This window comes from Enterobacter cloacae complex sp. SHL012 (genome assembly GCF_049237505.1).
Classification (GTDB): Bacteria; Pseudomonadota; Gammaproteobacteria; order Enterobacterales; family Enterobacteriaceae; genus Enterobacter; species Enterobacter kobei.
In genome coordinates, this window is the sequence record NZ_JBMKIZ010000008.1 from 23,256 (window position 1) to 37,545 (window position 14,290).

The 14,290-nt window shown below is 56.0% G+C and carries 14 protein-coding genes; 7 read left to right on the plus strand and 7 right to left on the minus strand.

Translation table 11 applies throughout. The features are described from left to right. The first annotated feature begins 114 nt into the window (after nucleotides 1-114). Complete coding sequence (gene psiE, locus ACOTY9_RS19840) at nucleotides 115-525, plus strand: phosphate-starvation-inducible protein PsiE (protein WP_000202963.1); 411 nt, start codon at nucleotides 115-117, stop codon at nucleotides 523-525. A gap of 96 nt (nucleotides 526-621) precedes the next feature. Here the strand turns inward: psiE and malG are convergent, their stop codons facing one another. The 3 genes from malG to malE form a co-directional block, all read right to left on the minus strand. Beyond that, a complete protein-coding gene (gene malG / locus ACOTY9_RS19845) occupies nucleotides 622-1,512 on the minus strand; it encodes a maltose ABC transporter permease MalG (protein ID WP_003860332.1) in 891 nt (296 codons plus the stop codon). A gap of 14 nt (nucleotides 1,513-1,526) precedes the next feature. Then, a complete protein-coding gene (malF, locus tag ACOTY9_RS19850) occupies nucleotides 1,527-3,071 on the minus strand; it encodes a maltose ABC transporter permease MalF (protein WP_014882101.1) in 1,545 nt (514 codons plus the stop codon). A gap of 120 nt (nucleotides 3,072-3,191) precedes the next feature. Further along, on the minus strand, nucleotides 3,192-4,382 hold the full coding sequence (gene malE / locus ACOTY9_RS19855; RefSeq protein WP_045135379.1) for a maltose/maltodextrin ABC transporter substrate-binding protein MalE: 1,191 nt from the start codon (nucleotides 4,380-4,382) through the stop codon (nucleotides 3,192-3,194). 369 nt (nucleotides 4,383-4,751) lie between these two features. Between malE and malK the strand changes: the two genes are divergently transcribed. From malK to ubiA, 5 genes are all read left to right on the plus strand, one after another. Continuing rightward, nucleotides 4,752-5,861, plus strand: a complete 1,110-nt coding sequence (gene malK / locus ACOTY9_RS19860) for a maltose/maltodextrin ABC transporter ATP-binding protein MalK (protein WP_023331782.1) — start codon at nucleotides 4,752-4,754, stop codon at nucleotides 5,859-5,861. A 71-nt stretch (nucleotides 5,862-5,932) separates the two neighbouring features. Further along, nucleotides 5,933-7,243: a maltoporin gene (locus tag ACOTY9_RS19865; protein ID WP_014882103.1), complete on the plus strand. Its 1,311-nt coding sequence runs from the start codon at nucleotides 5,933-5,935 to the stop codon at nucleotides 7,241-7,243. Nucleotides 7,244-7,359: 116 nt separating this feature from the next. After that, on the plus strand, nucleotides 7,360-8,304 hold the full coding sequence (gene malM / locus ACOTY9_RS19870) for a maltose operon protein MalM (protein ID WP_014882104.1): 945 nt from the start codon (nucleotides 7,360-7,362) through the stop codon (nucleotides 8,302-8,304). Nucleotides 8,305-8,484: 180 nt separating this feature from the next. Continuing rightward, nucleotides 8,485-8,982, plus strand: coding sequence for a chorismate lyase (gene ubiC / locus ACOTY9_RS19875; RefSeq protein ID WP_014882105.1), 498 nt, complete (start codon nucleotides 8,485-8,487; stop codon nucleotides 8,980-8,982). A gap of 12 nt (nucleotides 8,983-8,994) precedes the next feature. Then, on the plus strand, nucleotides 8,995-9,864 hold the full coding sequence (gene ubiA / locus ACOTY9_RS19880) for a 4-hydroxybenzoate octaprenyltransferase (protein ID WP_014882106.1): 870 nt from the start codon (nucleotides 8,995-8,997) through the stop codon (nucleotides 9,862-9,864). A gap of 88 nt (nucleotides 9,865-9,952) precedes the next feature. Here the strand turns inward: ubiA and zntA are convergent, their stop codons facing one another. After that, nucleotides 9,953-12,124 (minus strand): Zn(II)/Cd(II)/Pb(II) translocating P-type ATPase ZntA, encoded by a 2,172-nt coding sequence (zntA, locus tag ACOTY9_RS19885; RefSeq protein ID WP_348566079.1) that lies wholly within the window; start codon nucleotides 12,122-12,124, stop codon nucleotides 9,953-9,955. 76 nt (nucleotides 12,125-12,200) lie between these two features. Next, nucleotides 12,201-12,827, minus strand: a complete 627-nt coding sequence (locus tag ACOTY9_RS19890; protein WP_348566078.1) for a lysoplasmalogenase — start codon at nucleotides 12,825-12,827, stop codon at nucleotides 12,201-12,203. Nucleotides 12,828-12,956: 129 nt separating this feature from the next. On the opposite strand from ACOTY9_RS19890, the gene ACOTY9_RS19895 reads away from it, so the two are divergent. Then, complete coding sequence (locus ACOTY9_RS19895) at nucleotides 12,957-13,313, plus strand: DUF2500 domain-containing protein (protein WP_014882109.1); 357 nt, start codon at nucleotides 12,957-12,959, stop codon at nucleotides 13,311-13,313. Nucleotides 13,314-13,373: 60 nt separating this feature from the next. Here the strand turns inward: ACOTY9_RS19895 and ACOTY9_RS19900 are convergent, their stop codons facing one another. Further along, nucleotides 13,374-13,655 carry a DUF1145 family protein gene (locus tag ACOTY9_RS19900; RefSeq protein ID WP_014882110.1) on the minus strand — a complete coding sequence of 94 codons (282 nt, stop codon included), beginning with the start codon at nucleotides 13,653-13,655 and terminating at the stop codon, nucleotides 13,374-13,376. Next, nucleotides 13,639-14,241 carry a 16S rRNA (guanine(966)-N(2))-methyltransferase gene (gene rsmD, locus ACOTY9_RS19905; protein WP_045135381.1) on the minus strand — a complete coding sequence of 201 codons (603 nt, stop codon included), beginning with the start codon at nucleotides 14,239-14,241 and terminating at the stop codon, nucleotides 13,639-13,641. Before rsmD ends, ACOTY9_RS19900 begins: the two co-directional genes overlap by 17 nt. Nucleotides 14,242-14,290 lie beyond the last annotated feature (49 nt).

Consider the following 14,290-nt stretch of genomic DNA (forward strand, 5'->3'; position numbering starts at 1 on the left):
ACGCAGTGCCGACCGGCAAGAATGCTAATGCGGACAAAACATAAACAAAAAATATAGATCCCCGTCACATTTTTGCGTTATACAGGAACCTCGCCCTGGAGAATGAGGTGCTGTATGACATCCCTGACTCGCCCGCGCGTTGAGTTTATCTCAACGATCCTCCAGACCGTGCTAAACCTCGGTCTGCTAAGCCTTGGCCTGATTCTGGTCGTCTTCCTTGGCAAAGAGACGGTGCATCTGGCGGATGTGCTGTTCGCCCCTGAACAAACCAGCAAATATGCGCTGGTGGAAGGCCTGGTGGTCTACTTTCTCTACTTCGAGTTTATTGCCCTGATTGTGAAGTACTTTCAGTCGGGCTTTCACTTCCCGCTGCGCTATTTTGTCTACATTGGGATCACCGCGATTGTGCGGCTGATCATCGTCGATCATAAATCCCCCCTCGACGTGCTGATCTACTCGGCGGCGATCCTGCTGCTGGTGATCACCCTCTGGCTGTGTAACTCGAAGCGGCTGAAACGGGAATAAAAAAATGGCGCTCCGAAGAGCGCCTAACAACAGTCACAAGTTGGGTCAATACAATACGTCTAAAGTTGAGGGTTGCAGTGGCATAACAAATGAAACTTAACCTTTCACACCGCCCGCCGTCAGGCCGTTAACCAGCCAGCGCTGGGCCAGCAGGAATACCACGGTAATCGGGATGGCAGAGAGTACGGCCGCCGCAGCAAAGTCGCCCCACAGGTAGTTTTGCGGGTTGAGGTATTGCTGCATACCCACGGCCAGGGTGTAACTGTTCACGTCGCGCAGTAACAGAGAGGCGACCGGTACTTCGGTGATCGCAGCGATAAACGACAGGATAAACACCACCGCCAGGATAGGTACCGACAGCGGCAGCAGCACCAGACGGAAGGCCTGCCACGGAGTAGCGCCATCCAGCGCGGCCGCCTCTTCCAGCGAACCGTCGATGGTTTCGAAATACCCTTTGATGGTCCACACATGCAGGGCGATACCGCCAAGATAGGCGAAGATCACGCCGCCGTGGGTGTTCAGGCCGATAAACGGCACGTACTGACCCAGACGGTCAAACAGGGCATACAACGCGACCAGTGACAGCACGGCCGGGAACATCTGGAAAATGAGCATGCCTTTCAGCAGCGTCGCTTTGCCCGGGAAACGCATACGGGCGAAGGCGTAAGCACAGGTGGTGGAGAGCGTGACAATACCGATTGCGGTAATGGTCGCCACTTTCACCGAGTTCCACAGCCACAGCAGCACCGGGAACGGCGGAGGAGTCACGCGTCCATCCGCATGCTCCACGCTGAAGCCCAGCGCCAGCTTCCAGTGCTCCCAGGAGATTTCGTCCGGGATGAGACTCCCGGTCGCGAAGTTACCCGAACGCAGGGAGATAGCGATAACCATCAGCAGCGGGAACATGATTGCCGCGATGAAAATCAGCAGGCCTAAGTGTGTCGCCAGGAGGCGCAATTTCTGAGATTTGGGTTGTACCATAGCCATGATCGATGCCCTCCTTAGTCAAATTTCATACGTGTGGCTTTCAGGTTCACAATCGCCAGGGCACCAACCAGCAGGAAGATCAGGGTGGCAATGGCTGCTGCCAGACCGAAGTCCTGTCCGCCGCCGCCTTCGAAGGCGATACGGTAGGTGTAGCTCACAAGCAGGTCGGTATAGCCTGCCGGCGTGGTGGTGCCGAGACGGTCCGGGCCACCGTTGGTCAACAGCTGAATCAGCACGAAGTTGTTAAAGTTAAAGGCAAAGCTGGCAATCATCAGCGGGGTCAGCGGTTTAATGAGCAGCGGCAGCGTAATTTTAAAGAAGTTCTGGAACGGACCCGCGCCGTCCATCGCTGAAGCTTCGTACAGATCGTCCGGGATAGCCTTCAGCAGGCCCATGCACAGGATCATCATATACGGGTAGCCCAGCCAGGTGTTCACGATAATAATCATCGAGCGGGCGGTGGTTGGGTCGCTGAACCAGGCCGGTTTGATACCGAACAGCGCGCTCAGCATCATGTTGATTTCACCGAAGCTCTGGTTAAAGAGCCCTTTGAAAATCAGAATCGAGATAAACGACGGCACGGCATACGGCAGAATCAGCAGCACGCGGTAAATCGCTTTGCCTTTCAGGGATTCCCACTGCACGAGACAGGCCAGCACCATGCCCACGGCCACGGTCAGGATCACGGTGAGCACCGAGAAAATCACCGTCCAGACGAAGATGGCGAAGAACGGTTTCTGGATGCCTTCGTCGGTGAACACGCGGGTAAAGTTATCCCAGCCGATGGTAACGGTATAACCCGGGCTGAGTTTGTCATCACCCCATTTGCCGTCGGCAGTAATGGACTGATAGAAACCAATGTCGTTGTTCGGGCGATACTTCACGCCGCTCTGATTGTTAGTCAGCGTGCCGTCTTTTGCCAGGGTATAGAGCGGCTGAGTGCCGGAGAACTGGCGCAGCGAGCTCATGGTCACTTTGCTTTCATCTGGCAGCACGGCGGTGAGCTGGGTCAACGCCTGGCGATTCTGGGTAATGATACGCAGGTTAGCACGTTCACCTTCCGGCAGGGCCGCAGCCTCTTTTAAGGCCAGCTTCTGCTCGCCGCCAAATTTAAACGCGTCGGAAATATAGTTTTTGCCGCTCTCACCGTCAGTGAGCGCTAACTTCCATTCGTCACCCGCAGGATACAGGCCGAAATTAAAGGTTTTTCCCGCCTGATAGGAACGGTCCAGAAGCACCTGTTGGGCGCGTTCCTGCGCAAGCTGGTTGGTGCTGCTGTAGTTGGTGAATGCAATGGCGATGGTACAGATCAGTGGGAACAGGACAAACAGCCCCATCCCGGCTACGCCAGGGTAAACATAGCGCCAGGCATAGGCTTTACGGTTGGCGAAAATATACAGGCCAGCAGAGCTTAAGATCAGCGTCATGATGGCAAAGAGATATTCCCCTTGTACGTACATTAAAACAACAAGGTAACCCACCAGCAGACACAGCAGACCTATCACTGACCATTTCAGCGCGTCGCTTTGCCACCAGTGCTTCTTTTTAATGACATCCATGGGGTTCTTCCTCTACAACGGTGGAAACTTTTCGTCAGGTGGCGCGGCGCTTACCTGACCTACGGATCGTGCCGTAGTCGTAGGGCGGGTAAGCGCACGCGCCACCCGCCGTTTTTCTGCTTACTTAGTAATACGACCCTGCGCATCCTTCAGCGCGGCATCAACAGTCTGACGACCGCTTGCTGCGTTGATGACTGCAGTACGGGTGGCGTACCAGAACGCTGCCATCTGTGGGATGTTCGGCATGATTTCGCCTTTCTGGGCGTTATCCATAGTGGCCGCGATGCGTGGATCTTTCGCCAGCTGATCCTGGAAGGATTTCAGCGCCACGGCGCCCAGCGGTTTATCCTTGTTCACTTCATCCAGACCCTGATCGGTCAGCAGGTAGTTTTCCAGGAACTCTTTCGCCAGCTCTTTGTTCGGGCTGGCGGCGTTGATACCCGCACTCAGCACGCCAACGAACGGTTTAGACGGCTTGCCGTTAAAGGTTGGCAGCAGCGTTACGCCGTAGTTGATTTTGCTCTTATCGATGTTGGTCCAGGCCCACGGACCGTTGATGGTCATCGCGGTTTCGCCTTTGTTGAACGCCGCTTCCGCGATGGAGTAATCGGTATCCGCGTTCATGTGTTTGTTCTTGATCAGGTCAACCAGGAAGGTCAGGCCTTTTTTCGCGCCTGCGTTATCCACGCCCACGTCTTTCACGTCATATTTGCCGTTTTCAAACTTGAACGCGTAACCGCCGTCGGCAGCAATCAGCGGCCAGGTGAAGTACGGCTCTTGCAGGTTGAACATCAGAGCGGATTTACCTTTCGCCTTCAGCTCTTTATCCAGTTTCGGGATCTCTTCCCAGGTTTTCGGTGGGTTTGGTACCAGGTCTTTGTTGTAAATCAGAGACAGGGCTTCAACCGCGATAGGGTAAGCGATCAGCTTGCCGTTGTAGCGAACGGCATCCCAGGTGAACGGGAAGAGTTTGTCCTGGAACGCTTTGTCTGGGGTGATTTCAGCCAGCAGGCCAGACTGCGCGTAGCCGCCGAAACGGTCATGCGCCCAGAAGATGATGTCCGGGCCGTCGCCGGTTGCTGCAACCTGCGGGAATTTCTCTTCCAGTTTGTCCGGATGTTCTACGGTAACTTTGATACCGGTGTCTTTCTCGAATTTTTTGCCCACTTCGGCCAGGCCGTTATAGCCTTTGTCGCCGTTAATCCAGATAACCAGCTTGCCTTCTTCAATTTTGGCGAGCGCCGGTGCGGAAACCATCATTGCTGCAAGGGCGGACAATGCGAAAACGCGTGCGCCAGTCTTGATATTCATATCTGCCATCCTTTTGGTGATGTCTCGTAGTATGACTTCAGTGGTTCAACGTGAATCAGTCTCCTTATTTGACATCCTCTTTCCATCCTCCCAACCCCTACGCCCCACCCCCCGTTTGTGTGATCTCCGTTGCATAAATTTAAGTTATGAGTGCTGGCGCACATAAAAACCCACCGAATTTTGCAGGCGGCTTCACGAATTTCACCTCAGCCCCCCGGCTGCGGTCGCAGAGCCTGCTCTCTCATCCTCCCGCCTCCTCCCCCATAAAAAAGCCGGGGGGTGGAGGATTCGTGAAAGTTATGGATACCCCATAGTGAACTTATGTTGAATGTTTCTGTCGGTGACAGGTTGTAACGAAGGGAGAAGGGCATGGCGAGCGTACAGCTGCGTAATGTAACGAAAGCCTGGGGCGACGTAGTGGTGTCAAAAGACATCAATCTGGACATCACTGAAGGTGAGTTTGTGGTGTTTGTCGGCCCATCAGGCTGTGGTAAATCTACTCTGCTGCGTATGATTGCCGGTCTTGAAACCATCACCAGCGGCGACCTGCTGATCGGTGATACCCGAATGAACGACATTCCGCCTGCCGAACGTGGCGTCGGTATGGTGTTCCAGTCTTATGCACTTTATCCCCATCTTTCCGTTGCCGAGAACATGTCCTTTGGCCTGAAGCTGGCCGGCGCGAAGAAAGACGTGATTAACCAGCGCGTCACCCAGGTGGCGGAAGTATTACAGCTGGCGCACCTGCTGGAGCGTAAACCGAAAGCGCTTTCCGGCGGTCAGCGTCAGCGTGTGGCGATTGGCCGTACGCTGGTGGCCGAACCGCGCGTGTTCCTGCTCGACGAACCCCTTTCTAACCTGGATGCCGCCCTGCGCGTTCAGATGCGTATCGAAATCTCCCGTCTGCACAAACGTCTTGGCCGCACGATGATTTACGTCACCCACGATCAGGTCGAAGCGATGACGCTGGCCGACAAAATCGTGGTGCTGGATGCCGGTCGCGTGGCGCAGGTGGGCAAACCGCTGGAGCTCTATCACTACCCGGCAGACCGCTTTGTTGCAGGCTTTATTGGCTCGCCAAAGATGAACTTCCTGCCCGTTAAAGTGACTGCAACGGCCATTGAACAGGTACAGGTGGAGCTACCAAACCGCCAGCAAGTCTGGCTGCCGGTGGACAGCGCCAACGTACAGGTCGGGGCAAACATGTCCCTCGGTATCCGTCCTGAGCATCTCCTGCCGAGTCACATTGCCGATGTGACGCTGGAAGGTGAGGTTCAGGTCGTTGAACAGCTTGGTCACGAAACACAGATTCATATCCAGATCCCCGCCATTCGTCAGAACCTGGTCTACCGCCAGAATGACGTGGTGTTGGTAGAAGAGGGTGCCACATTCGCTATCGGCTTGCCGCCAGAGCGTTGCCATCTGTTCCGTGAGGATGGCACTGCATGTCGTCGGTTGCATAAAGAGCCAGGCGTTTAAGCAATCCCAAAAGAAGACACGAAACCGACAGGTGAAGTGTTCAAAGAAAAGCAATGATCTCAGGAGATAGAATGATGATTACTCTGCGCAAACAAGTCCCTCTGGCAATCGCCGTTGCGGCAGGCATCCTGTCTGCCCAGGCGGGTGCTGTGGACTTTAAAGGTTATGCTCGTTCCGGCATCGGCTGGACCGGGAGTGGCGGTGAACAACAATGTTTCCAGGCAACCGGTGCACAAAGTAAATACCGTCTTGGTAACGAATGTGAAACCTATGCCGAGCTGAAACTGGGCCAGGAAGTGTGGAAAGAGGGCGATAAGAGCTTCTACTTCGACACTAACGTTGCGTATTCCGTTTCTCAGCAGAATGACTGGGAATCCACCAGCCCGGCCTTCCGTGAAGCAAACGTGCAGGGTAAAAACCTGATTGAATGGCTGCCAGGTTCTACTATCTGGGCCGGTAAGCGTTTCTATCAGCGTCATGACGTCCACATGATCGACTTCTACTACTGGGATATTTCGGGTCCTGGTGCGGGTATCGAAAACATCGACCTGGGCTTCGGTAAGCTCTCTCTGGCTGCAACCCGTTCTTCTGAATCAGGCGGTTCTGCAACCTTCGCCGATCGTGATGCGAACGGCGATCGTATTTACGACAACGTTGTACCAAACGATGTCTTCGATGTTCGTTTAGCGGGTCTGGAAACCAACCCGGGCGGCACCCTGGAGTTAGGTGTCGACTACGGTCACACCAACATTCCTGACGACTACTACCTGCAGCCTGGCGCTTCTAAAGATGGCTGGCTGTTCACTGCTGAGCACACCCAGAGCATGTTGAAAGGTTTCAACAAGTTCGTACTGCAGTATGGTACGGACTCCATGACCTCCAACGGTAAAGGGATTCCACAGGGCGGCAGCGTTGATAACGACGGCTCCATGTGGCGTGTGCTGGACCACGGTGCAATTACCCTGGCAGACCGTTGGGACCTGATGTACGTCGGTATGTACCAGAACATCGATCGTGACAACAACAACGGTACCGAGTGGTGGACTGTGGGTGTTCGTCCGATGTTCAAATGGACGCCAATCATGAGCACCCTGCTGGAAGTGGGCTACGACAACGTCAAATCTCAGAAAACTGACGAGAAAAACAGTCAGTACAAAATCACCCTGGCACAGCAATGGCAGGCTGGCGACAGCATCTGGTCCCGTCCGGCTATCCGTGTTTTCGCAACATACGCGAAGTGGGATGAGAAATGGGGTTACGCAAACAACAGCGATACGGGTTACACCTCTGGTGTGGCTTACAGTGACACTTCTGCGAAAACCTTCAGCCGTGGCGACGACGACGAGTGGACCTTCGGTGCCCAGATGGAAATCTGGTGGTAATTCGTTAGACCTGACGTAATGACCTAAAAAAGAGGGGCGTAAGGCCCCTCAATCCTTAGGGTGCTGCGCGCTATTGCCTGGCCACCGCAGTGCTCACGCTATCAGAGGTAATAACAATGAAAATGAAGAAAAGTTTCGTCGCGCTGTGCCTCTCTGCGGGGCTGCTGGCCTGCGTTCCGGCGGTCACCTTTGCAGATGTCAATTTTGTTCCTCAAAATACCAGCGCTGCGCCTGCAATTCCGCCGGCGGCGCTTCAGCAACTGGTGTGGACACCGGTCGATCAATCGAAAGTACAAACCACTCAGCTTTCCGCTGGTGGTCAATCCCTGAATGTTCCCGGCATCAGCGGTCCCGTTGCCGCTTTCAGCGTACCCGCTAATATCGGCGAGCTGACCCTGACGTTGACCAGCGAAGTTAATAAACAAACCAGCGTATTTGCGCCGAACGTGCTGATTCTCGATCAAAACATGACGCCATCAGCCTTCTTCCCGAGTGATTATTTTAGCTACCAGGAACCGGGCGTGATGAGTGCTGATCGGCTGCAGGGCGTTATGCGCCTGACGCCAGCTCTTGGCCAGCAGAAAATTTACGTCCTGGTCTTCACAACGGAAAAAGATCTGCAGCAGACGACGAAGTTGGTTGATCCAGCGAAAGCCTATGCGAAAGGTACCGGAAACTCTGTTCCGGATATTCCTGACCCGCTTGCTCGCCATACCACCGATGGCCTGGTCAAACTAAAAGTCTCCACCAATAGTGCTTCCAGCGTACTGGTTGGCCCACTGTTTGGTTCGTCTGGCCCGGGTCCGGTAACCGTGGGCAATACCGCTGCCCCAGTCTATGCAGCACCTGCAGCTCCTGCCGCAACTGCCGCTGCACCAGCACCGGCGAAGAAAGCTGAGCCGGTACTGAACGACACCGAAGAATACTTCAACAACGCTATTAAGCAGGCGGTGAAGCGCGGCGATGTCGATAAAGCGCTGAAACTGCTTGATGAAGCCGAACGTTTAGGTTCAACAACTGCCCGTTCCACCTTTATCAGCAGTGTAAAAGGCAAGGGGTAACCGTTTCCCCACAGTGCTGATTTGTCAGTAGTTTAGTGCGCCTGAGTGGGCGCACTTTTTTTCGTGTCCGCCAGGCTGTTGCATCCATGTTGCGATCGTGATCGTTAAATAACGTTTGGCCCCCCTCAATCCGTGTTTCTGCGATACAATGCCATTACGTTATGTATCGGAGAGTCTGGCATGTCACACCCCGCGCTAACGCAACTGCGTGCGCTGCGCTATTTCGACCAAATACCTGCGCTTGATCCGCAGCAACTGGACTGGTTGCTGCTGGAAGATTCCATGACGAAACGTTTTGAACAGCAAGGTAAAACGGTCACGGTGACCCTGATACAGGAAGGGTTTGTCTCCGGCGATGAGATCGCCAGCGAGCTGCCGCTGCTGCCGCAAGAGGAACGCTACTGGCTGCGCGAAATTTTGCTCTGTGCCGATGGTGAGCCCTGGCTTGCCGGACGGACGGTAGTGCCCGAGTCCACCCTTTCCGGGCCTGAGCTGGCGCTGCAGCGGCTGGGGAAAACCCCGCTGGGACGTTATCTTTTTACCTCATCTGAGCTGACCCGGGATTTTATTGAGATTGGGCGTGATGCCGAACTGTGGGGACGCCGTTCCCGCCTTCGCCTGAGCGGTAAGCCGTTAATCCTGACGGAACTTTTTTTACCGGCATCACCGTTGTACTAAGAGGAAGAAAAAATGGAGTGGAGCCTGACGCAGAATAAGCTGTTGGCGTATCACCGCTTAATGCGTACTGATAAACCTATTGGCGCGTTACTGCTGCTGTGGCCGACCTTATGGGCGCTGTGGGTTGCAACGCCGGGCGTACCGCCGCTATGGATCCTGGGCGTATTTGTCGCCGGTGTCTGGTTGATGCGCGCGGCGGGCTGCGTGGTGAATGACTATGCCGATCGTAAATTCGACGGCCATGTAAAACGGACAGCCAACCGTCCGTTACCCAGCGGCCAGGTGACCGGAAAAGAAGCCCGCGTGCTGTTCCTCGTACTGGTGCTGCTCTCATTCCTGCTGGTGTTAACGCTGAACACCATGACAATTCTGCTTTCCGTCGCTGCGCTTGCACTGGCCTGGGTTTATCCGTTCATGAAGCGCTATACCCATCTGCCTCAGGTTGTGTTGGGCGCGGCATTTGGCTGGTCAATTCCGATGGCGTTTGCGGCGGTGAGCGAATCCCTACCGCTCAGCTGCTGGCTGATGTTCCTGGCGAATATTCTCTGGGCCGTGGCGTATGACACGCAATACGCGATGGTAGACCGCGACGATGACCTGAAAATTGGTATTAAATCGACCGCCATTCTCTTTGGACGTCAGGACAAACTGATCATCGGCATTTTACAGGTCGCGGTACTGGCACTGATGGTCGCGATTGGCCGTCTGAACGGGCTGAACTGGGAGTTTTACTGGTCGGTGCTGGTGGCGGGATTGCTGTTTGCTTACCAGCAAAAGCTGATTGCCAAACGCGAACGTGAAGCCTGCTTTAAAGCGTTTTTGAATAATAACTATGTCGGGCTGGTGCTGTTTTTAGGCCTGGCGATGAGCTATTTCTTATAAAAAAGTCGGGTGGCGGCTTCGCCTTACCCGACCTACGATCTGGCAGAACATGTAGGCCCGGTAAGCGTTAGCGCCACCGGGCGTTTTTTTATCGACGACGCAACAGCCTGAGCGCGTTCGCCGTCACCAGCACCGTTGCCCCCGTATCCGCCAGCACTGCCAGCCACAGCCCGGTCATGCCGAGCAGCGTCGTCACCAGGAAAATCCCCTTCAGTCCGAGCGCAATCCCGATGTTCTGGCGGATATTGGCTCGCGTCGCCCGCGCCAGGCCGATCATCTCTGCCAGCCCGGTCAGACGGTTATGCGTCAGCGCCGCGTCTGCCGTCTCCAGCGCCACGTCGGTGCCGCTTCCCATCGCAATGCCTATGGTGGATGCTTTCATCGCGGGTGCATCGTTAATGCCGTCTCCGACCATCGCGAGCGGGGCGTGGCTGTTCAGTTCGGTTACCGCACTGACCTTATCGGCGGGCAGCAATCCAGCTTTAAATTCCAGTCCCAGTTCACCCGCAATGGCTGACGCCGCACGTGGGTTATCCCCGGTCAGGATCACGCCCTGCACGCCCAGCTGATGCAGCGCCGCTACGGCTTCCTTCGCGTCATCACGCAGGGTATCGCGCAGCGCCAGCATCCCTTTCGTCACGCCGTCCTGCATAACAACCACGACAGTTTGCCCGGCCTGCTCTAACGCCTGAACCTGTGCGGAAGGGGAGTGACCCGCCGCGACAATCAGGACCTTTTTACCGTCGATGTTGGCCTCAATCCCAGACCCGACCAGCGCGCGCTGGGCGGTGGCCGCCGGAATCGGTAATCCGCGAGCCTGCGCTTCCCGCACAATGGCTTGCGCCAGCGGGTGGGTGGAACCCTGTTCGACGGCGGCGGCTAAGGTAAGCAGTTCATCTTCAGCGATATCCTGCGGATAAATGCCGGTCACCTGGGGTTTGCCGACGGTTAACGTGCCGGTTTTGTCGAAGGCGATATGCTGAACCTGGCTCAGCTGCTCCAGCGCCGCGCCGCCTTTAATCAGCGCCCCGCGACGTGCCGCTGCCGCCAGACCGGAGGTGATCGCCGCTGGCGTGGAGATCACCAGCGCGCACGGGCAGCCAATCAGCAGCAGGGTCAGACCTTTATAAATCCAGCCCTCCCAGGGCGCGCCAAAGAACAGCGGTGGAACGAGCGTAACCAGCAGAGCAATCAGCATAATGGCGGGCGTGTAAATCCGGCTAAAGCGATCGATAAAACGCTCGACGGGGGCACGACGCTCTTCAGCTTCTTCAATCAGCTTCAGGATACGGTCGATGGCGCTGTCGCCGGGCCCGGAAAGCACCTCAAGCTGCACCAGGCGGTCAACGCTGGTGGCGCCTGCAGGCACTTTTTCTCCCGCGGTACGCTCAACCGGAATGGATTCCCCTGTCAGGGCGCTTTCATCAAAGCTTGCGGTGGCGCTAAGCAGTGCGCCATCGGCAGGCAAGCGCCCCCCTGCGGCGACTTCAATGACGTCGCCCGGGCGCAGCGTGCTGATGGCGACGGTTTCACGTTTGCCTTCGTTAACCCGCGTCGCGGTTTCCGGCTTCAGTGCCATCAACGCGCTCACCCCTTTACGCGCGCGGCTGGCGGCCCAGCCCTCAAGTCGTTCGCCGATCAGGAACAGCAGCAGAACCATCGCCGCTTCCGCCGTCGCGCCGATAAACAGCGCGCCGATCGCCGCCACGCTCATCAGCGTTTCGATGGCGAACCAGCTGCCGCTTCTCATCAGACGTAATGCCTGGCGGGCAATCGGAAACAGTCCGACCAGCGTGGTGGCGATAAACGCCAGGTTGCCAAACGGATGGTTGATCCGTTCCAGACCCCAGCTCAGGGCCATCATGATGATGAGGGTAATGAGCGGCAGATTTTCCTTCAGGGAGGCGGTCTTTTCGACAGGGGCTGTTTCGCTGCGCAGGGTGTATCCCGCCTTGCTGACGGCGGCTTCAACCTGCTTACTGACATCCTTGTCGGCGCTGACTAACAGCTTTTCGGTCGCAAAAAGCACCTGAACGTGGCTGACGCCCGGCACCTGTTTGACCGCATTTTCCACTTTACGTGCGCAGGCTGCGCAGTCCATACCGTTGACGGCCCAGCTGTAGCGATTACCACTTTCGGGCAGCGCGTCGGCTTGCGTTTCGCAGCTCCCCTCGCAGCAGCAGTCCTCTTTTGGCGGAACCGGGCTGAGCTTAAGTGCCGAAAATTGTGGGATTTTTTTAGGTGTTTCTGGAGTCGACATGGCAGTCTCCGGTAATGATAATTTTCTCATTAACCGCAGCATACACTCTGGAGTCGACTCCAGAGTCAAGCGTTATTTAGATATACAGCGAACGCACGATCAGGAAGTGCCCGGCAAAGTAGCAGGCGGAAGCAATCGCGTTGTCGGAGCGGAAGCGACGGCGATAGTGGCTGCCCAGCCAGACGATATTACCGAGTAAGAGCAGTGCTGCGCCGAAGAACGCAGACATCGCCTGAGACGTCGGGCGGAAGAACCAGAGCTCGCCAGCGAGCCACACCATCACCAGCGTCATGGCGATAAATGTACAGACCGGCAAACGCATCTCTTCCAGACGCGACCAGATCACCGCTATCAGCAGTGCGCCAATCACCAGCAGCACCAGCGGCAGCGGCCAGAAGAAGGAGAGCGTCATCTGGCTGGCGAAGTAGATGGTATACAGCAGATGCGACAGGAAAAACGCCCCAACGGCATACAGCAGACGCTGACGCGGGAGCAGAGTTAAGGCATCGCCAATCAGGGACGCGCACAGCCCGGCGAGAACCAGGTAGCTGATGGCGTTAAACATCGGCGCTTGCCAGGCAAGCAGCAGAAGGAGCAACAGCGTGACGGGTTTAAACAACCAGCGCTGCCAGGCTGGGCCACGGTAGGACGCATCAACATAAAGCCATGCGGAAAAACAGACAGCGATAAATGACCAAAGCATATTAACTCCCTGTAACTGTTAAGGCTGAATAATCAGTTTCTGATCCAGTGTAGTGACGCGGGCGGGCGTTTGGCAATGCCGGGGCAGGCGAGGTATCCTGAATTCCGCATAATCTGATGGGATGTTTCAATGAGCAAGATGCCGCTGTTTTTCATTATCGTGGTAGCGATTATCGTCATTGCCGCCTCGTTTCGCTTCGTGCAGCAGCGCCGGGAAAAGGCGGATAACGATGCCGCACCGCTGATGCAAAAGCGGGTGGTGGTGAGCAATAAGCGCGAGAAAGCCCTCAACGATCGACGCTCTCGCCAACAGCAGGTTACGCCTGCAGGCGCGACGATGCGCTATGAAGCCAGCTTTAAGCCGGAAACCGGCGGGCTGGAGATGACTTTCCGCCTGGAGGCGCAGCAGTACCACCAGTTGACGGTGGGTGAGAAAGGAATGCTGAGCTACAAAGGGTCACGTTTTGAAGGTTTTAGGGCGGAATAATGCGCGATCGGTCCCCTCTCCCGGTGGGAGAGGGTTAGGGTGAGGGCATCAGGCCGCACCCTACTTCTTCACCTGCGCCTTAAACTTCTTCATCCACACCAGCAACTCAAACACGCCGAAAATAAATACCCGCAGTTGCTGCCAGCCGGTCATCGGCGGGCCATCTTTTGGCAGGCCGTTTTTCAGCATTACCATCTGCAGGGCGTGCATGAACGAGGTGAAAATCAGCGCCACGTTAACGAAGATGTTCAACGGGCGCGGGAACGGGTGCACCAGATTCAAAATCAAAAATGCCCAGACGCCCAGCATCAGCAAACGTCCCAGGTTAATCAGTACCGGCATCAGAGCCTCCTTGTACCTGACGGTGATAAAGACGATAAGCGACCTGACCGGCAACCTTTTCGCGGTGCAGATCCCAGTGCGCGGGCACTGGCGGAAGACCGTTTTCCACTTCGCTTTCAACGTAAATTAATGCGTCATCCGCCAGCCAGCCGTTTTGTTCCAGCAGGGATAACGTCTCTTCGAGCAGCCCCTTGCGGAACGGCGGATCGACAAACACCACCTGATGCGGCGTGCCTTTCTGCGCGAGGAAGCTCAGGGTATTGGTGTTTACGACTTTGGCGTTACTCGCTTTGAGCGTCGCCAGATTTTGCTGCAGCGTCTGTGCCACGCCGCGCTCCATCTCCAGCAGCGTGGCGCTGGCGGCGTAGCGCGACAACGCTTCGAGCCCTAATGCACCGCTGCCGGCGAAGCAGTCCAGGCAGTGGGCATCTACCATTGACGGGGCGAGCCAGTTAAACAGCGTCTCGCGAACGCGGTCGGTTGTCGGGCGTAAACCGGGGCTGTCCGGCACCGGTAATTTCCGGCCTCGCCACTGACCGCCGATAATTCGAATTTGACCGGCCGGGGCGCGGGTGGGTTTCTTCATCTCTGGAAAGCTCTGTTAACCATTGCCCTGCGATTGCGGGCGGTGATGT